Raw genomic sequence first — 22,057 nt, 5'->3', positions numbered from 1 at the left:
GACCGCGCTCAACGCCGACTATGTCGGTTTCGACTGCCCCGACTATTTCGTCGTCGGCTACGGCATGGATGTCGCCCACGCCTTTCGCGAGCTGCCCTTCGTCGGCATCGTCAAGGGCGACGCCTAGATTTTTCTTCGATGCTGTTTGCGGTTCAGGAAAAGTCAACTTTTCCCCGCCAAACATTCCGCCATGGCAAAGCTCCTGATCGTCGAGGACGATGAATCCGTCCGCACTCTCGCCGCTCGTGCGCTCGAACGCGCCGGGCATATGATCGACATCGCCGCCGACGGCGCGCAAGGGCTTGCCCTGATCCGCGCGGCACGTGGCGGCTACGATCTTGTCGTCTCCGATATCCGCATGCCGGAGATGGACGGCATCGCGATGGCCAAGGCGGCGGCGTCGCTTTTCCCGGCGATGAAGATCTTGCTGATGACCGGCTATGCCGATCAGCGCGAGCGCGCCGAGGAATTGAATGGCGTCATTGTGGACGTTGTGCAGAAACCGTTCACGCTGGCCGAAATCCGCGCGCGTGTCGAACAGGCGCTCGCCTGCTTTGCCTAGAGCCTAAGGCCTGACCGCGGTCAGGCCGGATCGCAGGTCGCCGCGATTGCCGGCGCGCTGCTTCGGCGCCGGCTGGCATCGAGCGCGAACAGACCGGCGCCGATGATGAGCGCAGCGCCGACGACGGTGGTCGATCGCGGCACTTCGGCAAAGAACAGGAAACCCCACAGCGGCGACCAGATGATGCCGGTATACTCGAAGGTGGCGACGCTGTTGGCGGGCGCCAGCCTGTAGGCTTGCGACAACAGGATCATCCCGGCCGAGGCGACGAAGCCGCAGGTTGCCATCTTGAGGAAATCGATTGGCGTCGGCCAGATCCATGGCCTGACCAGGAATTCGAGGCTTGGATGCGTGGCGTGAGCTATTCCTGCCAGCCAGAACAGCCCGGCGACCAGTGCAGCGCCCAAGAGGTAGACGCCATTCTGATAGAACGCCATGACCGTGGACGATTCGGTGTCGCCGATCTTGCGGGCCATCAGCTGCGAAAAGCCGTACAGCACCGCTGAGGCCAGCGACAGCAGCGCCGCCCAGTCGAACAGCCCGGCGCCGGGCCGCAGCATCACCAGCACGCCCAGCATCCCGACCATGACGGTGACCAGCGTCTGCCATGCCACCCGTTCGCCGAGATAAGGGCCGGCAAGCGCCATGATGAACAGCGGTGCCATGAAATAGAGCGCCACCGCGTCGGCAAGCGGCAGGGCGGCGATTGCCAGGTAGTAGACCGTGTAGGAGGTGAACAGGATCAAGGCGCGCATCGTCAGCATGCGAAAACGCTTCGAAAAGATCGCGCTGAGCCCGACATCGACATGAACGAGCACGAGAAGAATGGGCAGGGCGACGATCGAGCGGATCGCCATCACTTCGGTCACCGGGTATGTGCCCGATACGGCCTTGATCAGCGGATCCTGGAGCGAGAACACCAGAACGCCGAGGCAAAGACTTGCCATGCCGAGAACGATCCGGTTCTGCATGTCGTTCAACGGGCTCCTTGCATGTGCGGCCCGAAAGCCGGGCCTGCGGTTTGGGCAAAAAGAACCCGCCACCGTTTCGGGCAGCGGGTACGAGTGAGGACTCTGTATTGGTCCGCGGCCGATTTCGCAGCCGCATATCCAATGGGTGAAGCAACTATCATCCGACGTTTGACATGTTGCAAACGAATTGGAATGATGCCAGCAATCAGATTTTCTTATGGCGAACAAATGAAGTCCACGCTCGACAGCGATCTGCTGCGCACCTTCGTCGCGGTTGCCGATACCGGCAATTTCACCAAGGCAGCGGAGCAGGCCGGCCGTACCCAGTCGGCGGTTTCGATGCAGATGAAGAGGCTCGAAGGTGTGGTCGGCGACAGCCTGTTCGAGCGCGGCTCGCGTGGTGTGGCGCTGACCCGCCGCGGCGGCGAACTCATCGTCAACGCCCGCCGGATCATATCGCTGCTCGACGAGACGGCGGCATCGATGGTCGCGGCGCCGCTTGGTGGGCCGGTGCGCATCGGCATCCCGGAGGAATATGGCCACGCCATCCTGTCGCGCGCGCTCGGCGCCTTTGCCAAGCGCCATCCTCAGGTCGAAGTCACCGTCCGCTACGCGCATTCCGGCGCGCAGATCGCGGCGCTCGCGGCCGGCGAGCTCGATCTGGCGGTGGTGTTCGAGTGGCAGGATCTCTTCGGCGGCGAGGTGCTGATGCATGATCCGACCGTATGGGTGACGTCGGAGCTTCACCACATGCATGAGGAGCGGCCGGTGCCGATCGCGCTCTACAACCGTGCCGGCTGGTGCAAGGATTTCGCGATAAAGTCGCTGGAACAGCGCGGTCTAGCCTATCGTGTCGCCTATACCAGCGATACCAATGGCGGACTACGGCTCGCCGTCACGTCCGGGCTGGCGATTGCGCCGATCTCGCGCAGCAACATCCCTGCCGGCTGCCGCGAACTTACGGCCGCCGACGGGTTCGGCGACATCGATTCCTCGAACGTGGTTTTGCGGCGCAATCCGAATGCTTCCGGCGAGGCGATCGACGGCATGCAAGAGGCGATCCGCGAGGCGTTCACCAATCGCTAAAGCCTGGCAGCCGCTATGCGACGTTTTCGTAGAAGGTCAGCCGATTGCCGAACGGATCGCCGACGGTGACCTCCCTTGTCTGCCAAGGTGTCTCTTCCACTCCCGGCCAGGCAAAACGGTACTTCTTCGCTATCAGTTCGCGGTGCAGCGCCGCGATGTCGCCCGCTTCGACGCGGATATGAGCGCCCGGCGCGCCGTCGCCGTGATGTTCGCTCAGATGCAGCACGCAACCATCGCGCGAAATTCCCATATAGAGGGGAGCGTTGTCGTCGAAGCGGTGCTCGAACTGCACTTCGAAACCGAGGAAGCCGACATAGAATTCATGCGCCTTGGCGATGTCGAAGATGCGCAGGATCGGAGTGACGGCGCCGAGTTTCACCATGGTAGTCTCAATGGTTCGATGCTTGAGGCGATAGAAGAGGTTTACTTCAGCTCCAGCAGCCGCTCCAGGTAGCTGCGCTCGATGTCGGGGCTGAGCGCGTTGCCGAGCCGCTTGCGGATCGCTTCGAGGATCTGGCGCGCGCGCTGCACGTCGATCTCGTCCGGCACTCTCACCGAACTTCCATCATCAGGCCCCTCGGTGGAGCGTGGCCGGCCGAGCGGATCGCGGTCGGCGTTCTGCTGGCGGCCGCCCCGCTCGCCTTCGCCCTCGTCGCCCTGCATGGCCTGCAGTTGCTTCATCATGTCCTTGGCGCCCTTGCGCAGCGCTTCCAGCGCGCGGCCCTGGTGGCCGACGGCCTGGTCGCCATCGCTGTCGCCAAGCGCCTGTTCGGCACTGCCCATGGATTTGCCGGCGTCGCCAAATCCTTCATTGGGCTCGAGCCCCATACCCTCAAGACCTTTCCTCAGCTGGTCGAGGTCGCCCTGCAGCTTGCCCTGACCTTCCTGCAACTGCTTCAGCGCGTCGGCGAATTCCTCCGGCGTCATCGGCTTCGGCCGGCCGAGCGGATCGCGGTCTTCACCTGGGCCGGGCTCGCCCTGTTCGCCCATTTGGCCCTGCTCGCCGTTCTCGCCGAGCTGTTCGTCGCGGTTCTGCCCGCGCTGTTGCTGGCCGCGCTGCATCTGGTCCATGCGGAAGGTCTCGTTCATCATCTCCTGCTGGCGCCGCATGATCTCGCCGAGCTTGTCCATCTGCTGGCGCATCTCGCTGTTCTGCTGGCCGCCTTGCTGCTGACGTCCGGCCTGCAGATTGTTCATCATGTCCTGCAGTTGCGAAAGCAATTGCTGCGCGCTGTCGCGATCGCCTGACTTCGCCAGGTTTTCGATCTGGTCCATCATGCGTTCGATGTCGCTCTGGCGCAGTTCCTGGCCGTTCTGCTGCATCTGCGGCGCGTTCGGATTCTGCTGCGCACGCTGGGCGAATTCCTGCAGGAACTGGTTCATCGCCTCGCGCAGTTCCTTCATCGCCTTGTCGATTTCCTCGTCGCTGGCGCCGTTCTTGATCGCGTCCTGCAGCGCCTGCTGCGCCTGGCGCAGCCGCCTCTCGGCCTCCGAAAGATTGCCTTCCTCGATGCCGAGCGCGATCTCCCAGAGATATGCGACCTCATCGCGCAACTGGTCGTCGCTGTCTGCGATCTTCAACCGCGTGCGCGCGCTCATGATGGCGAGGTAGTGCGCCATGTTGTCGAACGTGTCTTCGGGCCTGAGCGTGATCGCGTCCATCAGGTCGAGCACGCGGCCCTTGGCGTTGGCGTCAAGCGCCAGCACGCGGCGCTGCTCGATCACGGCCCTCGCAAGCGGATTGGAGAAAGGCCGCTCCGGCATCACCAGCGTCTTGGGTTCGCTGGTTGCCGTATGTCCGGCATCGTCGGTGGCGACAAGCGTGAGGTTGATGTTGCCGCCGGCCCAGACATGCTCGGTCAGGTCCTTCGTGGTCTTGGCGGCATTCCCCTTGGCGCCGCGGCGCGGCAGCGACAGCGGCATTTCGGGCGGGCCATAGAGCGGATGCGCATTCGGCGCCGGCGGGTCGGCCAATACGAAATCCGCCTTGGCGGAGGCCGCGCCATAGTCGTCGTCGATCTGGTAGTTGAGCTCGAAGGAGCCATTGACGGCGCGTTTGGGCTCGCCGACGAAGCGGATCTGCGGCGGCTTGTCCGGGATCACCGCGAAGGCCCAGTTGCCGAGTTCGTCATTGCCCGAGTTTAGCGTCAACGTGCCGTTGGCCGTCAGCTTTCCGGTGAACTGGCGCACCGTGGAGGGCGTTGCCGCCGCCGGCTTGGCCTTGTCGACCTGTTGTCCGGTCGGCTCGATGGTGCGGGCGTTGCCGTCGGCGTCGGCATAGCTCAGCGTTTCCTCGCCCGACCCGCCAGTGACGCGCAGCGAAACATCGCTGCCTTCCGGAACGGTGAAGGCGGGCGGCGCCTGATTGCCATTGTCGGCGAGGGCAGGGTTGGCGAGGGCTGGGGAGGTGAGGAAGACCGGCGGCCTGCCGGTGTAGGCCGGCGGCGTCACCCAGGCGTCGATGCGCGGCGGGACAGTGTCGCGCGCCGCGTGGGCACTGAACCCGTCTGCTATGCGACCGCCCGACGGTCCGAAGGAGAAGGCAAAGGCGGTGACCAACAAAAGCGCCGCCACGGCGCGCAGCCCCCACGGGTCGCGCTCCGGAACCCGGGTGCGTGGCAGGTCGCCACCGAGGTCGCCGAGTTTTTCGGCCATGCGTTTCTGGTGCTCGCGCCACAGCGCTTGCGAAAAAATGCTTTCCCTGCCGCTCGGCCGGTCGGTCTGCACCAGCACCGGGCTGTGCAGCAACTGGTTGGCCGCCTCGATGCGCCGATCGATCTCGGCGCTGGTCGGCACCCGGAAGAAACGCAAGGGATAGAGCGCGGCAAGGGCTGCGATGCCGAACGCCGCCACGAGACCGATGCGCGCCATATCGGGCAGCAGATGGAAGAGGCCGAGCCACGAGATGCTGAGGAACAGGCTTGCGACGATGACCAGCGGAAGCAGCAACGGCCAGCCACGCTCGACCGTCATCGAGACCCGCGTCGCCAGCCGGCTCAGAGCAAGGCGCCCGGCCAGGCTGCGATCGCCAGTGAAGGTGGGTCGTTGCGTCATCGGCCCTTCCTGATTCGGGCGGGATAACCCGAACCTCACAAATCTATCGCACCGGCCCGAAAATCGGATGCGAAGGACTCAAAGTCTTAGATGCTCGTCGCTCCAAACATACCAAGAAACACGGCGAAGGCGAGGCAGTTCCCTAAAACGTGAACAGGACTGCCCCTGTTATCGTCAGAATTTAGCCGGATTGGCGTTTGCACCGCAGACCAGCACGGCGACACGCTCGCCTGCAGCCGGCGCGTAGCGGCCGGACAGGACCGCCGCGAAAGCCGCAGCGCCGCCCGGCTCGGAGATGATTCGCACCCGGTCCCAAAGCGCCGCCTGCGCGGCGATGATCTCGTCGTCGCTGACCAGTATGGAACGCTCGACGAAAGCCTCGGCGATTGGAAACATCATTTCGCCGACGCGCTTGGGCGCCAGCGAGTCGGCAGCGATGCCTTCCGCCGGCGCGTCGACGGGCCGGCCGGCCTCGAAGGCGCGATAAAGCGTCGGCGCACCTTCGGGCTCGACCGCGATGATCCTGATGCGGCCGGCAAACCAGGCGGCAATGCCGCCGATCAGGCCGCCACCACCGACGGCGACCAGCAGCGTGTCGAGCTCGGGCAGGTCGGCCTCGATCTCGAGGCCAAGCGTGCCTTGACCGACCAGCGTTTCCTCCTGGTTGAAGGCGTGGATCTGCAGCGCGCCGGACCTTTCGGCAAAGTCTTCACTGGCGGCCAGCGCCTCGGCATAGCGCGCGCCGCCGACGACCAGCTCGGCGCCGTAGTCGCGGATGCGTTCCAGCTTGGCTGAAGGGCTCACTTCGGGAACGAAGATGGTCGCCTTGTGGCCGAGCCGCATGGCGGCATAGGCGACCGCGGCACCATGATTGCCGCCCGATGCGGCGACGACGCCAGCCTTGGGAATCGGCCGCTCGAGAAGATTGGTGAACGCGCCGCGAGCCTTGAACGAGCCGGAATGCTGCAGGCATTCGAGCTTCAGGTCGAGGCTAAGAGGTGGACGGCCGAAATCGGCCATGTCGACGCGCAGCACCGGCGTATGGCGCACGAATGGCCGGATGCGCGGTTCCATTGCGGCGATGCGTTCGCGCGTGATCATATTGGCGTTTAGCATGGCCTGCTCCCAAGGGTTGACATCACTCAGTAACTTAGCAAAATGGCTAAATGCAAGAGGTCGATGTCTTCAAGGCGATCGCCAACGAGCGCAGGCTGCAAATCCTCGATTGGCTGAAGGACCCGCGCGCGCATTTTCCACGCCAAGCGGATGGCGATCTGGTCGAGGACGGCGTCTGCGCGCTGCTGATCGCCGAAAAGCTGGGGATCACCCAGGCGACGCTCAGCGAGCATATGCGGGTGCTCATCCAGGCCGGCCTTCTCAGCAGCAAACGCATCAAGCAGTGGACATTCTATCGCCGCGACGAGGGCAGGATCGCCGAGACCAGGGCGTTGGTTCAGCACCGGCTGTAGCGTCGCTACAGCCTCTATTCCAGCCAATCTGGCAGCGAATCCAGCCCGATCAGCTCGTCATAGGTCTGGCGCGGGCGCACGACATGGAAACGGTCGCCGTCGACCAGGACTTCGGGCACCAGCGGCCTGGTGTTGTAGGTGCCGGCCTGCACCGCGCCATAGGCGCCGGCGGTGGCGATGGCGATCAGGTCGCCGGCCTTCAACCGGGGCAGGTCGCGGTCGAGGCCGAGATAATCGCCGGTCTCGCAGACCGGGCCGACGACGTCGACCGTCATGCGCGGTGCCGCAGGCGGCTGCTGCACCACCGGCTTGATGTCATGGAAGGCGTCGTAAAGCGTTGGCCGGATCAGATCGTTCATCGCGGCGTCGACAACCAGGAAATTCTTGGCGTCGCCCTCCTTCAGGAAGATCACTTGCGAGACAAGGATGCCGGCATTGCCTGATATCAGCCGGCCCGGCTCGAACATCACCTTCAATCCCAGCTTCGTGACGTGCTTCTTGACGATCTGGGCGTAAGCGTCCGGCAAGGGAGGCGGGCTGTTGTCGACGCGGTAGGGAATGCCGAGGCCGCCGCCGAGATCGATATGCTCGATGGCGTGCCCGTCGGCGCGCAGCACGCCGACCAGCTCCACCAGCAGCGCGAAGGCATCGTCGAAGGGCTGCAACTCGGTGATCTGGCTGCCGATATGGGTGTCGATGCCGGTGACCTTGATGCCAGGCAGTTCGGCTGCGCGGGCATAGACCTGGCGCGCCTTCTGCCAAGGAATGCCAAACTTGTTCTCGGCCTTGCCCGTGGAGATCTTCTTGTGGGTCTTGGCATCCACATCCGGGTTGATGCGCAGCGAGACCGACGCCACCTTCCCCAGTGCCGTGGCGCGGGCCGACAGCAATTCAAGCTCCGGCTCGGATTCGACATTGAAACACAGAATGCCGGCCGAGAGCGCAAAATCCATTTCGCGCGCGGTCTTGCCGACGCCCGAAAACAGGATCTTGTTGGCCGGAATGCCGGCGGCTAGCGCGCGGCGCAGTTCGCCTTCCGAGACCACGTCGGCGCCGGCGCCGAGTTTTGCCAGGATCTTTAGCACCGCCTGGTTGGAATTCGCCTTCATGGCATAGCAGACCAGCGCGTCGAGCCCGGCAAAGGCCTGCGCAAACACGCGGAAATGCCTGGTCAGCGTCGCCGTCGAATAGCAATAGAACGGCGTGCCGACGCTTGCAGCGATATCTGGTATCGCCACGTCCTCGGCATGCAGCACGCCGTCGCGGTAGTCGAAATGGTTCACAAGAGTGGTTCCGGAAGTTGGAGCACAATGAGATCGGCCGATCTCATCGGCTCTAGATCTTGTTTTTTCGCGTGATCTTGTCCGAAAAGTCTGCAACTTTTCGGGATCACGCTAGAGCAGCGGGTCGAGGATGAACTTCTTGTCCTCGACCGGTTTTTCCGGCTCGGGCGGCACGGGCTGCTTGGCCTTTTCGGCGTCCTTGCGAGCCTGCACGGCCGCCTCATAGGGCGTGTCGAGCCCGGACTTTCGGCCGCAGGCCGTAGCAGCTGCCATCGCCGCCAGCAGCGTCAGCGTCACCAAAATCCTGCTTGCGGTCATCCGTGCCATCCGTCCGAAACTTTTGCCCGCCGCTTTTAGCTGAGTTTTGCTGGCATTGCACCTAGTGTGGTGGATTTGAAGTTCCTGTCATTGATGGCATTCGCGTTAAGGAACTTCAAATCCAAAACCACACTAGAATTCGTTAATTAACTCGTGCGGCTTTTGAATCCGAAATTCGCTCGCCGCGTTGCTCCCACGTGATGCGAATTTCGGATTCGCCGCACGAGCATCACGCCTTGGCGATGCGCTTTTTCCAGTACCGAATCTGCTTCCTCACTTCCGACGGCGCGGTGCCGCCGAAGCTCGTGCGGCTCTTCACCGAATTCTGCACGGCAAGCACCGAAAACACGTCCGCGGTGATGCCTGGGTGAATGGACTGCAAGTCTTCCAGCGGCAGCCTGTCGAGCCCGATCTTCTTCTCTTCGGCCAGCGCCACCGCGCGGCCGGTGACATGGTGCGCCTCGCGGAACGGCAGGCCGAGCGTGCGCACCAGCCAGTCGGCAAGGTCGGTCGCGGTCGAATAGCCGGCACCCGCCGCCTTTTTCATGGTGGCAGCGTTCACCGTCATGTCGCGCACCATGCCGGTCATTGCCGCCAGCATCAGGTCGAGCGTCTCGGCGGCGTCGAACACGGATTCCTTGTCCTCCTGCATGTCCTTGCCGTAGGTCAGCGGCATGCCCTTCATGACAGTCAGCAGGCCGACCAGATGGCCGGTGACGCGGCCGGTCTTGCCGCGCACCAACTCGGCGGCGTCGGGGTTCTTCTTCTGCGGCATGATCGAGGAGCCGGTGGAGAATGAGTCCGACAGCCTGACGAAGCCGAATTGCGGCGTCGACCAGATGATGATCTCTTCGGCCAGCCGCGACAGATGCGTCGCGCAGATTGCCGCCAGCCCTAAGAATTCCAGCGCGAAATCGCGGTCCGAAACGCTGTCCAGGGAATTGCGCATCGGCTCGCGGAAGCCGAGCGCCTTGGCCGTTTGGTGCCGGTCGATCGGAAAGCTGGTGCCGGCAAGGGCGGCAGCACCGAGCGGGCTTTCGTCCATCCGCTCGATGGCGTCACGAACACGCGACAGGTCGCGCGAAAACATCTCGACATAGGCCATGCAATGGTGGCCGAAGGTCACCGGCTGCGCCGCCTGCATATGGGTAAAACCCGGCATCACCGTTGCCGCATGCTCCTCGGCCCGTTCCAGGAACGCCGTGATCAGGCCCTTCAGCGCCTCGGCGACGCGAAAGCACTCGTCCTTGACCCATAGCCTGAGATCGACCGCCACCTGGTCGTTGCGAGAGCGAGCGGTGTGCAGGCGGCCGGCAGCCGCGCCGATCAGCTCGGCAAGGCGAGCCTCGACATTCATGTGGATGTCTTCCAGCCTGGTCGAGAACTCGAACTTTCCCGCCTCGATCTCTGCCAGGATCGTGTTCAGCCCGTGGGCGATTTTTTCTTGATCGGCCGCCGAAATAATGCCCGTTTGCGCCAGCATCTCGCTATGGGCGATCGAGCCTCTGATGTCCTGCGCGTAGAGTTTGCGGTCGAACGAGATCGACGCATTGATCGCTTCCATGATCGCGGCCGGACCCGAGGCAAAACGTCCGCCCCACATCTGGTTGCTGGCCTTCTTGTCGCTCATCGCTATAACCCGTGCTCCGGAGCAGTTTTTAGAAAATGGCAGACGGCAATAAATTTTTCCCGGCCCCGCGCCTCATCCTCGCCGCTTTGGTGGCGGGCGTGCTGGCCGGCGCGGTCGCGGTATATGTCAGCGAGAGCGGTTCTGGCAACAACGCGCCCGCTCAAGTTGCCGTTGGCGACAGCAAGGACGATGTCGCCTGCACTGCCAAGGCCGATCGTGCCAAGACGGTCGCGGCGGCTGCTACCGGCCAGGTTGCCGCACTTTTGCCGGCCGATCCGCCGCAATCGCTGAAAAACCTCGCCTTCAACGACCCCGGCGGCAAGCCGATGACGCTCGCCGACCATGCCGGCAAGACGGTGCTGCTCAATCTATGGGCGACATGGTGCGCGCCCTGCCGAGCCGAAATGCCGGCGCTCGACGCGCTGCAGCAAGAAATGGGCAGCGACGCCTTCGAAGTCATCGCGGTCAACGTCGATGCCGGCGACGACGCCAAGCCGAAAAAGTTCCTCGAGGAAACCGGCGTCGAGGCGCTCGGCTACTACCGCGATTCGACAATGGCGCTGTTCAACGATCTCAAGACGCGCGGCCTGGCTCTCGGCCTGCCGGTGACCATGCTGATTGACGGCGACGGCTGCCTGATCGCCCATATGAACGGCCCGGCCGAATGGTCAGGGCCGGATGCGAGGCGGCTGGTCGAGACGGCACTCGCCAAGTCGGACTAGGCGCCCCTCGACGGGGCATCCTTTTGCGCGATGACATCGGAGGCCGTCCATCTGGCACCCGGCACGGCGGTCGGGCTCATGTTTTCGCCTGAAGAGATGCACTTTTTCTCGTCGCAAACCGGAAGCCGCCTCGATGTCTTCAAGGCGTCCGTGCCGGTCCCGCACACTGATTCGCAATCGCCCGCAAGCTCGTTGCCGCCCGCTCCGAATGGCGGGCAAGCAAAGGGAGGGGGACGATGCCGCCGCTGTTTCGGCCAGAACCGTCGGAGTTTGCTGCCGGATAGCGCTAGGGCGCGGGCCGGGCGCCCATTCAGGCGAACACATGCGCCTTGCCGGAAACAGTCAGCAGGACGATCTCGCCAACGGCAGGCGTGTCCATGCCGGGCTTGCGCAGGATCAACGGCGTGTTGCCGATTGCGGCGGCGTCCGGCGGATCGGGGCTGTTCAAGAGCCGCACCGCGATGGTGCACATCGAGCCGGCGAATTCGGACTCGGTCACCTCGCCGAACAGCATATCCGGCGTGCCCGACATGCCTTCACGCGACGTCCGTTTCAGCAGCACCTGTTCCGGCCGCAGCATGATGCGGACGATATCGCGCCGCTCGGTGCTGTCGACGGCGATGCGGCCGAGCGGCGAGCTGGCGAAGCCATCTGATATCTTGGCCGGCAGGATGATGGCATCGCCGAGGAATTCGGCAACCATCCTGTCTTTCGGCTTGAGATAGAGCTCGCGCGGCGTGCCGATTTGCGAGAACTTGCCGTCGCGCATCACCGCGACCTGGCTGGCAAAGGACAGCGCCTCGGCCTGGTCGTGCGTGACCAGGATCGTGGTGATGCCGGCGGCCTCCAGAAGCTCGGCCACAGCCTTGCGCATCGAGGCGCGCAGACCCGTGTCGAGCGCCGAGAACGGCTCGTCGAGCAGCATCAGCCGAGGCTTCATGGCCATGGCGCGGGCTAGCGCCACACGCTGCTGCTGGCCGCCGGAGAGCTCGTGCGGCCGACGCTTCAGGATCGCCTTGTCGAGCCCGACGATATAGGCGAGCTCGACGATGCGCTCGGTGCGCTTGTCCTCGTGGCGTCCCATGCCGAAACCGATATTGGCGGCGATGGTCAGATGCGGGAACAGGGCGCCGTCCTGCGCCACCACGCCAATGCTTCGCCGATATGCGGGCACGGCGGCGCCGCCATTGGCCAGTACCTCGCCGTCGAGCACGATGCGGCCCTGGTCCGGCGGCTCGAAGCCGGCGATCAGCCGCAGCAAGGTCGTCTTGCCGCAGCCGGACGGCCCGACGATCGCCGTGCGGCTGCCACTGGCCACGCTGAGATCGACGCCGGCCAGTGCGGCCACCGGGCCGTAGTGCTTGTGCACATTGGTGAGTTCGAGGAAGCTCATCGTCCGGCCATCCGCTTCGACTGGACATAGAGCAGCCAGGTCAGGGGCAGCGACATCGCCACCATGATGAGAGCGTAGGGTGCGGCGGATGCATAGTCGATCTCGCCGCTGTGGGCCCAGAACGCCATCGCCAGCGTGCGGGTGCCGTTGGGCGCCAGCATCTGCGTGGCGGTCAATTCGTTCATGATGCCGAGCGCCACCAGCGCCATGCCCGCCGCGGCACCCGGCGCCGACAGGCGGATCGTCGTCGACCATAGCGCCTTGAGCGGTGATCGGCCGAGACTTGCGGCGGCGCGTTCGAGCTCGACCGGCGCCTGCGCGATCGATGCCCGCAGGCTGATCAGGGCGCGCGGCAGGAACATCAGCGCATAGGCAACGAGGATCGTGAACAGGGTCTGGTAGAGCGGCAAAGCGATGCGCACCGTGATGGTGACCAGCGCCAGCGCCACGACGACGCCGGGCAGCGATCCAACGATGTAGTTGCAGCCTTCCAGAAGACGCTGCAGCGGTCCGGGCGCGCGGATCGAGATCCAGGCCATTGGCATGGCGGCGACGGTAGCGAGCAGGGCGCCGGCGAGCGCCAGGAACAGGGTCTGGCCGAGCGCCAGGCCGATCTCGTCGAGGCGCCAGACATCGGCACCGCCGGCCACAAGCCAGCGGCCGATGGTGACGAACGGTACGCCCAGCGCCAGCAGTGCGGTGACGACCGGCAGCAGCAGGCACGGGATCGTGGCGCGGCCGAGCCTTGTGCGTTGCAGGGGACGCGCTGCGCCCGAGCCGACGCGGGCATAGCGCTCCTCGCCGCGCACGAGCACTTCGATCCCGAGCAGCACGAAACAGCATGTCACCAGCACCGCCGCCAGCATGTTGGCGGCCGGTCCATTGAAGGTCGACTGGAACTGGTCGACGATTGCCGTGGTGAAGGTGTCGAAGCGGATGAACACGTAGAGGCCGTATTCGGCCAGGAGATGCAGGCCGACCAGCAGCGAGCCGCCGCAGATGGCGAGCCTGAGCTGCGGCAAGACCACCCGCCGGAACACGCGCCACGGCCCGAGGCCGACGGCTGCCGCAGCATCTTCGAGGGCAGGATCGAGCCGGCGCAAAGCTGCCGCCACCGGCAGATAGAGGAACGGGAAATAGGCGACGACGGAAACCAGGACGCCGGCCCACAGGCCGTGCAGTCCCGGGACCAGGGTGATCCAGGCATAGGAGTGGACGAAGGCGGGGATGGCGAGCGGCGCCACCGACAGCCAGGCCCACAGGCGGGCCCCGGGAAGATCGCTGCGTTCGGTCAGCCAGGCCAGCGCCACCGAGAGCACGATGCAGATCGGCACGGCCAGCACCACCAAAAGAAGGGTGTTGACCAGGAGCTCGCCGACGCGTGGCCGGAAGACCAATGCCGATACGGTTTCCCAGCCGGTCTGCACGGCAATCCAGATGATAAAGGCGAGCGGCAGCAGGGAGAAAAGTGAGACCAGGATGGCGGCGAGCGAAATCCAGGATACGGGCCGCCGGCGCGTCCATTGCCCAGCCACCATGCCGGTCGGCGAGCCTGAACGTGCAAGATCGGCCGCAGACTGCATCAGCTCAGACGCCGCGCCGCTGCCGCCCGGTGGCGGAAACGATCGAAGGGTCGCAAACGCGGCCAAAAACGCAGTCTGTCGTCATGGACGAATGCCATCTCGAAAAACAGAGCGCTCCTGCGGAAAGCGAAGTCCCGCAGGAGCGCAGTCGGTTGCCCTTTTAGGACGAACGCCGACTAAAGCAAGCCGGCTGCCGTCATCAGATCGGTCACCTTCTTGGAGTTCAGTGTCGTCGCGTCGACCTTCGGCGCCTGCAGATCGGCTAGCGGCACCAGCGCCGGATTGGACTCCGCACCCTTGCCGACCGCGTATTCGAAGGAATTGCCGGTCTTCAGCACCTCCTGACCACCCTTGCCGGTCACCCATTTCAGGAATGCCTGGGCTTCCTTCGGGTGCTTGCTGGAGGCCAGCACGCCACCGCCGGAAACCGAGACGAACGCGCCCGGATCCTGGTTCTTGAAATAGTGGAGCCCGATGTTCTTGCTGTTTTCACCGGTCTTGGCCTGGTCGCCGTAGTAGTAATAGTGATAGATCACGCCGCCTTCGACCTCGCCGGCATTGACCGCCTTCATCACCGTGCTGTTGCCCTTGTAGGCGGTGAAGTTTTCCTTCATCGCCTTCAGCCAGTCGGCCGTTGCGGCCTCACCCTTGAGCTGCAAAAGCGCGCTGACGATCGCCTGGAAATCGGCACCGGAGGGCGAAGCGGCCCAGCGTCCCTTCCAGCTTGGATCGGCGAGATCAAGCAGCGACTTGGGCAACTGCTCGGCGCTCAGCTTGGTCTTGTCGTAAACAAAGACGGTGCTGCGCGCGGCGACGCCCACCCAGTTGCCGCTGGCCGGCTGATACTCCTGCGGAATCTGCGCCAGCGTGTCGGCATCGACCGGCGCGAACAGGCCTGATGCCTCGACCAAGGCCATAGCCGGCGAATTCTCGGTCAGGAACACGTCCGCCGGCGAGGCGGCGCCTTCGGCGACGATCTGGTTGGAGAAATCGCTGTCGCCGCCGTGGCGAACGGTGACCTTGATGCCGGTTTCCTTGGTGAAACCTTCCACCCAGGCATTAGTCAGGCTCTCATGCTGGGCATTGTAGACGACGATGCCGCCGTCCTGGGCCATCGCCGGGCCGGTGATCAGGCTGATTGCAAGTGCTGTGGCACCGGCAAGGGCGGAAAGAGCATATTTCATGGACGTCATCCCTCTCGATCTCGATGGTCTTGATTTAGCAAGGCTGCACCTATCAATTCCTGACCGGTGTAGTCAACATTGGCCACTGCGTTAATCAAGTATCGAAACGCGAAAGCCGCGCCGGACGGACAATTTTGTGTGAGCAGGCACGTGTGTCTCCTCTGGCCGCAGCAAAGCGTCGCCGGGAGCTGGTCGTGTTCCGTGGCGTTTTCTACGCGAAAGGCAAAACCAGGGGAGCGGTTTGCAGGCCGTAAAGCAGCACCGAGGGTCGTCTGACAACCCTGGGAAGGTCCAGGCGCCAGCCTCCAGCCTTTGTGAACAGTGCCTCCAGCAGGGCGGCTAGCTCCAGCCGGGCGACATGCTGCCCGAGACAGACATGCAAGCCAGTGCCGAAGGTGAGGGTAGCGGAGACGGCGGCGTTCAGGTCCAGCTGGTCGCCTGCCGGAAAAACCGCCGCATCGCGATTGGCGCTGGCAAGCACTGGGACGACAGCCTGTCCGGCACGGATGGCGACACCGTCAAAATCGAAGTCGTTCGCAGCGATCCGTGCTCCGGCATAGTGAACCGGAGCGCAATAGCGAAGCAGTTCTTCCGCTGCGGACAGCCAGCTTACGCGTCCGTCTTCAAGAAGTTTCCGCTGGTCGGGGAAGCATTCAAGCGCAACAAGCGCGTTGCCGAACGTGTCGACAACCGTCGCCTGTCCGGCAAAAAGGAGAAACACGATGTTGGCAACGGCGTCGTCGCGGTGCCAGCGGCCGGCTTCGACCTCTGCTAGCATCTGCGCGGCCATGCCGTTTGGCCGTATCGCACCCTTGTCGATCGCGGACGACACCCAGAGTTCCAGCCGGCGGCAGGCATCATTGGCGTCGGGGTCCACGCCTTCAGGTCTCATCTCCAGTGCTTTGGCCATGCATTGTGCATCCTCTCCCATCGACCACGGGTTATCGATATCAATGCCGAGGATGTTCTCCAAAGTTGAGAACGACAAAGGGACGGCCAGATCGCGCACTGCGTCGAAGTCTGGTTTTTCCGTGGCCTTTTGCGTCAAATGTAATGCTGTGGACAAGAGGCTGTCGAAGAGACGCGCACTCAGGGATGGCGTCAGCGCTCCCGCGAGCGGGCGGCGAAGTTGTAGATGTTGCGGAGGATCCGACAACATCATGGATTTCGTCAGCAGATCGAGCGCGTAATTAGCGGTGATCTTTTGCCGGGTCGCCTGGTAAGCGCCGGGCGGCGCTTGCAAAAGCGACGGGTGTTTCAGCGCCTTCGAAACCAGGGCATGGCTGAACACGTAATACGCTTGGCCCACTTCGGGGTAAGGTGCTTCGCCCCAAGCTGCTCCCCCGGTCGCCCGGCGCCGCGCGAATTCTGGAAACCGATCGTTGCCGAGAGCGAAAGGGTTGAAAAGCTTGGCTGATATCATTGGGTGACATCCACCGCAAAGATAACGCGATAGCCCCCGGAGCTTGCATCCTCCGGCAGAAATCCAGGCGCCAGATGCAGAAATTCGCAGTTCAGTACCCGTCGGTAGAATCGCAGCAGCGGATCCCGGATTATGGATTTCACCGGAGGCGTCACGCCGGTACGGTGCCAGTCGTCGATGGTCGCGCGAAACCTCTCATCCGGAAGCACCTTGTCGGGAGTGTCGTGCTGCGCGCCTGCGTAGGACGGACAGCGTCCGTCTCCCACCAACCAGCGTGCACCGACCCGGCGTCCGTGCTCGATCAATTCGGAAAGCAGACGACGCGCGATATCCGTTCCTCTGAATTCCGGACGCACACCGAGGTTATAGACGTAGAGCGAAAGCGCAGGCTCACTTCGGGCCATCGAAGAATAGGCGGAGAAGGTCTTTGGAAACTTTGCAGTGTCGTGTGGATCCTGATTGGTCTCTACGAAGCAGATTGCGCCCGCGACGAGATTATCAACGGACGCCGCGATCATCGTATGCCCTAGGGAAAGTCGACGACGGATAGTGTCCGCTCCGGCACCAAGCGGTCCCCATGCGGCATTCTCCATCTCGGCCATCCGCGGCACGTCTTCTTTGTCGAGGGGATGAAATCGGATGTTTTTCGTTGTCATGAAGAGCAGCCCGCCAATGTCGTATAGAATGCATAATCTCTATTTGCTAGTCGTGCATGCGCGACCCCGCAACGGCGGATTTTCCGATGATTTTTTATGTTTGCCATCGCCTGCATACCTACACCCAGGCGAGCTTTCTTCTCTATTATCGAAAAGATATGCAGAACTTTTTTCGCCTGGTTCCCTACGAACAGGCAACTCTTCTAGGGTCGCTTTCTGCGGGAACGGTAATCTGGTCCGACATGGACCGACTGAGCGAGGTTGAAATCGATGCGGCCTCGGAGCTCGGCCGCAAGATGGAGCTGCAACAACCTCACGTCGTTCAGCTCAATCATCCGCGCGAGAGTTTTCAGCGTTTCGACCTGCTGCGCAAACTATTTGCGGATCGCATCAACACTTTCCAGGTCCACCGGCCAGATGCTCTGCCCGACGATATACGCTATCCCGTTTTTCTACGCGACGAGACAGGCGCCGCTTACAAGGCGCCACGGCTATTGCAAGCGCGTCGCGAGCTGGACAATGCTCTCGCCGCCCTGCCTGACATGAAGTTCGTCCGACCAATGGTGGTCGAATTCGGATCGAAGGCCGGCCCCGATGGCCTGTACCGAAAATACGCGGCCTATCGCGTCGGCGATCGGACCTACGCACAGCATTGTTTTGCCAACGAAGAATGGTTCATCAAGGACCCTGGAAGGGGCATTCTGCAAGCTACAAGAAAACAGCACCTGGACTATGTAAGGGACAATCCCCATGCGCCGGATCTGATGGCGATTTTCGAAAAGGCCTCGATTACATATGGTCGGGTCGACTACACGATCGTCGATGGCCGCATTCAGGTCTTCGAGATCAACACCAACCCCACCGTCCTGAGTTATCCGCCAACACCTTTCGACAAATATGATTCAATGCCCTACGCCAACATGCATGCCGATGCTCTTTTGGCGCTGCCGCATGCGCGCGACCCGTCATCGACTGCGGAACTCGATAGAACGCATTTCGAAGTTCTTGCGGTGCTGCGGCGCGAGTACCGGAAAAGGCGCAGGAAGTTGGTCGTCCGAAAAGGTTTGAGGTTTGTCCGGGACGCGGTGCTCGGCTCGAGGCACTGAGCCGTCTGCAAATCTTCGTGATACTCCCATAGTTTGGCTTGGACATTATTTCGCCGGCCACGTAACAGATCAGCGCCGAGGCGCGAATATCGGGGAGTGAACTCTTGTGACCGGCAAGGACGAGGCCGAGCTTTCCCGGCTGATGCGGGCCGCGATCGCGGGAGATGAAAGGGCTTACGCCGACTTTCTGCACCGGACGGCTGCTCTCGTTCGCGGCTTTGTCAGGCGCAAGATCGTCCACGGCGGGGTCGATCCCGAGGACGTCGTGCAGGAAACCTTGCTGGCCATTCATGTGAAACGGCATACCTGGCGCCAGGATTTGGCTGTGCTGCCCTGGGTCTACGCCATTGCGCGCTTCAAGCTGATCGACGCCTTCCGGCGGCGCGGGCGGCGTGTCGAGATCGAGATCGACGAGATCGCCGAGACCTTCGCCGAGCCGGAGGCCGAGACGGTCAGCGAGCGCGACATCAATCGGGCCCTGGACGGACTGCCGCCGGCGCAACGTTCCGTGGTATCGGCCATATCGGTCGAAGGCCGTTCCGTTGGCGAGACGGCGGCGAAGTTCGGCATCAGCGAGACGGCGGTGCGCGTGTCGCTGCATCGCGGGCTTGCCGCCATTGCCAAACGTTTCGGGGCCAAACAATTCGAGCGGGCCAAACAGTTCAAGCGGGAATGACATGAGGACCGACGATCTCATCAAGGCGCTCGACGCCGATGCCCGCAGCACGGCGATGCCGCTTGGCTCGGCCTGGTGGCTGGCCGCCGGCGCGGCGGCGGTGATTGCGGCTATAGTTTTCTGGCTGACGATCGGTCCGCGTGCCGACATCGCGACCGCCATGCACACGATGCGCTTCCTCGCCAAGTTTGTCTTCACGACCGCTCTGGCCGTCAGCGCCTTCGCCTTGATCCGGGCCCTGTCGACACCCAGTGCATCGACAAGCAGGGCGGCAGCCTGGATGGTTGCCGCACCGCTGCTGGTGATCATTGCGGTGGTTCTGGAGCTTCTTTCCGTGCCTGCGGCCGACTGGGGCGCGCGGTTGGTCGGCAGCAATATGGTTATCTGCCTGACGTCCATTCCGCTGATCGGCATCGGTCCGCTTGCCGTCTTCATAGCGGTGCTGCGCTATGGCGCGCCGACGCGGCCGGTGATTGCGGGAACGGTGGCGGGCCTGCTCGCCGGTGGGCTGGCGGCAACTTTCTATGCCGCACACTGCTTCGACGACTCGCCGCTCTTCGTCGCCACCTGGTACACGATGGCGATTGCCGTCCTCGCCGCGCTCGGCGCGCTCGGCGGGCGGCTTTTCGTACGCTGGTAGCGACGGCCCGCGAGCGGAGACCGTGATGCTCTAACGTCAAAACTCATTTCATTTCTGAACGACCTCGTTCGACCCCGTTGCGGCCCTTTCGCTCGGAGAACTTCTACGGCAAGCCCTGACCCGAAGCAGTCATTGACTGTTGAAGGCTCAATGTCCCGAAAGGGGTAGGAGACCATCATTCCACCCCAGGTAGCCGTTCTCGTTGCTGGCCACGATGGACTCTTCCGTGCGGCGCAAATACCATCGATCCAACCAGTGAGGCGATCACTTAATGGCTGATGAACGCGTCAAGCGCCGTCTTGCCGCCATCGCTGTGGCCGACGTGGTCGGCTACAGCCGAATGATGGAGGCGGATGAGGCGGGTACGCTGGCGGCACTGAAGGAGCGGCGCAAGGCAATCCTGGAGCCGATCGTTCGCGATCGCGGCGGGCGGATCGTCAAGCTTATGGGCGACGGCGTGCTGATGGAGTTCACCAGCGCGGTGAACGCGGTCGAGGCTGCAGTCGAACTACAGGCCAAAATGGCGGAGGCCAACCAATCCGTCACCGAGCACCGCCGCATATTGCTGCGTATCGGCATCAATCTGGGCGACGTGATCGGTGAGGGCTCGGACATCTATGGCGACGGTGTGAACGTTGCGGCTCGCCTCGAAGCCTTGGCAGAGCCAGGCGGGGTCTGCGTCTCGGCCAAGGTTCATGAGGAATTGCGAGGCAAAGGCAACGCTGCCTTCGAGGACATGGGCGAGGTGGAGCTCAAGAATATCGTCAGACCGGTGCGGGTTTACCGTGTGGAAACGAGTACTGGTCAAGTGGGCGGGCGGGCCGCAACGACGTCTGCTGCCAAGCCCTCCATTGCCGTTTTGCCATTCGACAATCTGAGCGGCGATCCCAGTCAACAATACCTTTCGGACGGCATCACGGAGGACATCACCACCGAATTGTCGCGGTTCAGAAATCTTACCGTCGCGGCGCGTCACGCTTCGTTCCATCTTGCCAGGATGGGCATCAACCCAATGCAGGCCGCCCGCGATCTGGGCGCGAACTACGTCATCGAAGGTAGTGTGCGGAAGGCGGGCGAGCGGATTCGCATTACTGCACAGTTGATCGACGCAAGGACAGGCAACCACGTCTGGGCGGAGCGGTATGATCGCGAATGCCACGACATTTTTGCTGTGCAGGACGAAGTCGTGGCAGCAATCGTGACGACGCTCGAGGGGCGAATGGTGGCCGCTGCTGCTCTTCAGGTGCGCAAGCGGCCAACGTCGAACTGGACGGCCTATGACTTTTTCCTGCAGGGCCGGGAGCTGGCCGACGCCAACATGGAGAAGGAGGCCGTTCCGCTTTTTTCCCGCGCGACGGCGATCGATCCCGATTTTGCGCACGCTCACGCCTGGCTGGCGATCGCTCTCCTCGGCCGCTACTGGTTCGACACCGATCCACGAACGCTGCACGAAGCGTCACTTGCCGCACAAAGAGCCATGGAGTTGGACAGCAACGATCCGACGGTCCACCACGCCAACGGCATGGTCATGGTGTGGCTCCGCGAATACGAACGGGCCGGCGTCCATTTCGACCGCGCCGTCGCTCTCAATCCGGCCGATGCGCAAATTCGCGCGGACCGAGCGAATTGGTTGCGATACGCCGGCCGGCCGGAGGAGGCTCTGGCTTCAATCGACGACGCGCTGAAGAGAACCCCGTTTTCACCACACTGGTTCTGGGTAATTCGCGCCAAAATTTTGTTGGAACTGAGGAGATATGGCGAAGTCGTAGCGGCCTTGGACAACATGCCAAAAAAGGATCACCCCGCTTGGCTCACACTGGCGGCCGCCCATGACCATCTCGGCCATGCCGCTCTCGCTGCGAATGCGCTGGCGAAGGCTCGCGAACTTAGACCCAGCATCTCATCGCGGGAACTGATCGCTGTGAATCCTTATGCTCACCGAGATGCGCTCAAACCTCTGCTCGATGGCCTGCGCAACGCCGGATTGCCGGAGTAAGTAGGCCGCCAATGGGACATTGAAAATTTACACCACGCGGCGAGTTCACCGGAACGCATGCGGATGGCTTCGCGGTCGCAAACGATAGTCCGTCCGTTGAGGTTGCGGAACACCGCGCCTCTTGCCCCGGCCGTAGGATACGCGCGGAGTGGGTGACGAATGCGGCGTTTCGCGTTCGTATCGTGAATGCCCAAAGATGGCGCTGCCTACTCGTTCCGATTGGCGAGGCGGAGGGCAGAAACCATCCATCTCGGCTATTGGCGGCATCCCGCTGATTGAGTTTTGACTCTAAAGCGGAATGCGTT

The 22,057-nt window shown here is 63.0% G+C and carries 20 protein-coding genes and 1 pseudogene; 9 read left to right on the top strand and 12 right to left on the bottom strand.

Annotated elements, in window-relative coordinates; translation table 11 throughout:
* Together EOB36_RS35175 and EOB36_RS16100 are read left to right on the top strand one after the other, a co-directional pair.
* A pseudogene (locus EOB36_RS35175) lies at window positions 1-127 on the top strand (hypoxanthine phosphoribosyltransferase); the annotation flags it as partial.
* Window positions 128-190: 63 nt separating this feature from the next.
* A complete protein-coding gene (locus tag EOB36_RS16100) occupies window positions 191-562 on the top strand; it encodes a response regulator (RefSeq protein WP_095485966.1) in 372 nt (123 codons plus the stop codon).
* A gap of 20 nt (window positions 563-582) precedes the next feature.
* On the opposite strand, the gene EOB36_RS16095 is transcribed toward EOB36_RS16100, so the two are convergent.
* The gene (locus EOB36_RS16095; protein ID WP_095485967.1) at window positions 583-1,533 is read right to left on the bottom strand and encodes a DMT family transporter; all 951 of its coding nucleotides are present in this window, start codon (window positions 1,531-1,533) and stop codon (window positions 583-585) included.
* Window positions 1,534-1,761: 228 nt separating this feature from the next.
* On the opposite strand from EOB36_RS16095, the gene EOB36_RS16090 reads away from it, so the two are divergent.
* Window positions 1,762-2,619 (top strand): LysR substrate-binding domain-containing protein, encoded by an 858-nt coding sequence (locus EOB36_RS16090; RefSeq protein ID WP_095485968.1) that lies wholly within the window; start codon window positions 1,762-1,764, stop codon window positions 2,617-2,619.
* 13 nt (window positions 2,620-2,632) lie between these two features.
* Here EOB36_RS16090 and EOB36_RS16085 read toward each other — a convergent pair whose 3' ends face one another.
* The 3 genes from EOB36_RS16085 to EOB36_RS16075 form a co-directional block, all read right to left on the bottom strand.
* The gene (locus tag EOB36_RS16085) at window positions 2,633-3,001 is read right to left on the bottom strand and encodes a glyoxalase superfamily protein (RefSeq protein ID WP_128285225.1); all 369 of its coding nucleotides are present in this window, start codon (window positions 2,999-3,001) and stop codon (window positions 2,633-2,635) included.
* A 41-nt stretch (window positions 3,002-3,042) separates the two neighbouring features.
* Window positions 3,043-5,673, bottom strand: coding sequence for a TIGR02302 family protein (locus EOB36_RS16080; protein WP_128285224.1), 2,631 nt, complete (start codon window positions 5,671-5,673; stop codon window positions 3,043-3,045).
* A gap of 174 nt (window positions 5,674-5,847) precedes the next feature.
* Window positions 5,848-6,789 (bottom strand): threonine/serine dehydratase, encoded by a 942-nt coding sequence (locus EOB36_RS16075; RefSeq protein ID WP_128285223.1) that lies wholly within the window; start codon window positions 6,787-6,789, stop codon window positions 5,848-5,850.
* A gap of 50 nt (window positions 6,790-6,839) precedes the next feature.
* Here EOB36_RS16075 and EOB36_RS16070 point away from each other — a divergent pair, with 50 nt between their 5' ends.
* Entirely contained in the window at window positions 6,840-7,142 is a 303-nt protein-coding gene (locus EOB36_RS16070; RefSeq protein ID WP_128285222.1) for a metalloregulator ArsR/SmtB family transcription factor, read from the top strand.
* 14 nt (window positions 7,143-7,156) lie between these two features.
* On the opposite strand, the gene lysA is transcribed toward EOB36_RS16070, so the two are convergent.
* The 3 genes from lysA to argH all read right to left on the bottom strand — a co-directional run bounded on the left by lysA (window position 7,157) and on the right by argH (window position 10,373).
* Window positions 7,157-8,425 carry a diaminopimelate decarboxylase gene (lysA, locus tag EOB36_RS16065; RefSeq protein WP_128285221.1) on the bottom strand — a complete coding sequence of 423 codons (1,269 nt, stop codon included), beginning with the start codon at window positions 8,423-8,425 and terminating at the stop codon, window positions 7,157-7,159.
* A gap of 111 nt (window positions 8,426-8,536) precedes the next feature.
* Complete coding sequence (locus EOB36_RS16060) at window positions 8,537-8,743, bottom strand: hypothetical protein (RefSeq protein ID WP_126104750.1); 207 nt, start codon at window positions 8,741-8,743, stop codon at window positions 8,537-8,539.
* A 229-nt stretch (window positions 8,744-8,972) separates the two neighbouring features.
* On the bottom strand, window positions 8,973-10,373 hold the full coding sequence (gene argH, locus EOB36_RS16055; RefSeq protein ID WP_127288551.1) for an argininosuccinate lyase: 1,401 nt from the start codon (window positions 10,371-10,373) through the stop codon (window positions 8,973-8,975).
* 35 nt (window positions 10,374-10,408) lie between these two features.
* On the opposite strand from argH, the gene EOB36_RS16050 reads away from it, so the two are divergent.
* Window positions 10,409-11,095, top strand: coding sequence for a TlpA disulfide reductase family protein (locus tag EOB36_RS16050; protein WP_128285220.1), 687 nt, complete (start codon window positions 10,409-10,411; stop codon window positions 11,093-11,095).
* Window positions 11,096-11,405: 310 nt separating this feature from the next.
* Here the strand turns inward: EOB36_RS16050 and EOB36_RS16040 are convergent, their stop codons facing one another.
* The 5 genes from EOB36_RS16040 to EOB36_RS16020 form a co-directional block, all read right to left on the bottom strand.
* Entirely contained in the window at window positions 11,406-12,488 is a 1,083-nt protein-coding gene (locus EOB36_RS16040; RefSeq protein ID WP_127288553.1) for an ABC transporter ATP-binding protein, read from the bottom strand.
* A complete protein-coding gene (locus EOB36_RS16035) occupies window positions 12,485-14,071 on the bottom strand; it encodes an iron ABC transporter permease (protein ID WP_164897534.1) in 1,587 nt (528 codons plus the stop codon). Before EOB36_RS16035 ends, EOB36_RS16040 begins: the two co-directional genes overlap by 4 nt.
* A 176-nt stretch (window positions 14,072-14,247) precedes the next feature.
* Window positions 14,248-15,255, bottom strand: coding sequence for an iron ABC transporter substrate-binding protein (locus EOB36_RS16030; protein ID WP_128243835.1), 1,008 nt, complete (start codon window positions 15,253-15,255; stop codon window positions 14,248-14,250).
* 211 nt (window positions 15,256-15,466) lie between these two features.
* Window positions 15,467-16,678: a cytochrome P450 gene (locus EOB36_RS16025; protein ID WP_128285218.1), complete on the bottom strand. Its 1,212-nt coding sequence runs from the start codon at window positions 16,676-16,678 to the stop codon at window positions 15,467-15,469.
* On the bottom strand, window positions 16,675-17,334 hold the full coding sequence (locus EOB36_RS16020; protein WP_128285217.1) for a GNAT family N-acetyltransferase: 660 nt from the start codon (window positions 17,332-17,334) through the stop codon (window positions 16,675-16,677). Before EOB36_RS16020 ends, EOB36_RS16025 begins: the two co-directional genes overlap by 4 nt.
* Window positions 17,335-17,390: 56 nt before the next feature.
* On the opposite strand from EOB36_RS16020, the gene EOB36_RS16015 reads away from it, so the two are divergent.
* The 4 genes from EOB36_RS16015 (at window position 17,391) to EOB36_RS16000 (ending at window position 21,752) form a co-directional block, all read left to right on the top strand.
* Window positions 17,391-18,440, top strand: a complete 1,050-nt coding sequence (locus EOB36_RS16015) for a hypothetical protein (protein WP_164897533.1) — start codon at window positions 17,391-17,393, stop codon at window positions 18,438-18,440.
* A gap of 106 nt (window positions 18,441-18,546) precedes the next feature.
* Window positions 18,547-19,116, top strand: coding sequence for a sigma-70 family RNA polymerase sigma factor (locus EOB36_RS16010; RefSeq protein WP_128285216.1), 570 nt, complete (start codon window positions 18,547-18,549; stop codon window positions 19,114-19,116).
* Window position 19,117: 1 nt separating this feature from the next.
* On the top strand, window positions 19,118-19,756 hold the full coding sequence (locus EOB36_RS16005) for an NrsF family protein (RefSeq protein WP_128285215.1): 639 nt from the start codon (window positions 19,118-19,120) through the stop codon (window positions 19,754-19,756).
* Window positions 19,757-20,027: 271 nt separating this feature from the next.
* On the top strand, window positions 20,028-21,752 hold the full coding sequence (locus tag EOB36_RS16000; RefSeq protein ID WP_128285214.1) for an adenylate/guanylate cyclase domain-containing protein: 1,725 nt from the start codon (window positions 20,028-20,030) through the stop codon (window positions 21,750-21,752).
* The last annotated feature ends 305 nt before the right edge of the window (window positions 21,753-22,057 follow it).

The organism is Mesorhizobium sp. M6A.T.Cr.TU.017.01.1.1 (assembly GCF_004023115.1).
In the GTDB taxonomy this organism is placed as follows: domain Bacteria; phylum Pseudomonadota; class Alphaproteobacteria; order Rhizobiales; family Rhizobiaceae; genus Mesorhizobium; species Mesorhizobium mediterraneum.
This window is presented reverse-complemented; position numbering and strand designations above follow the sequence as displayed.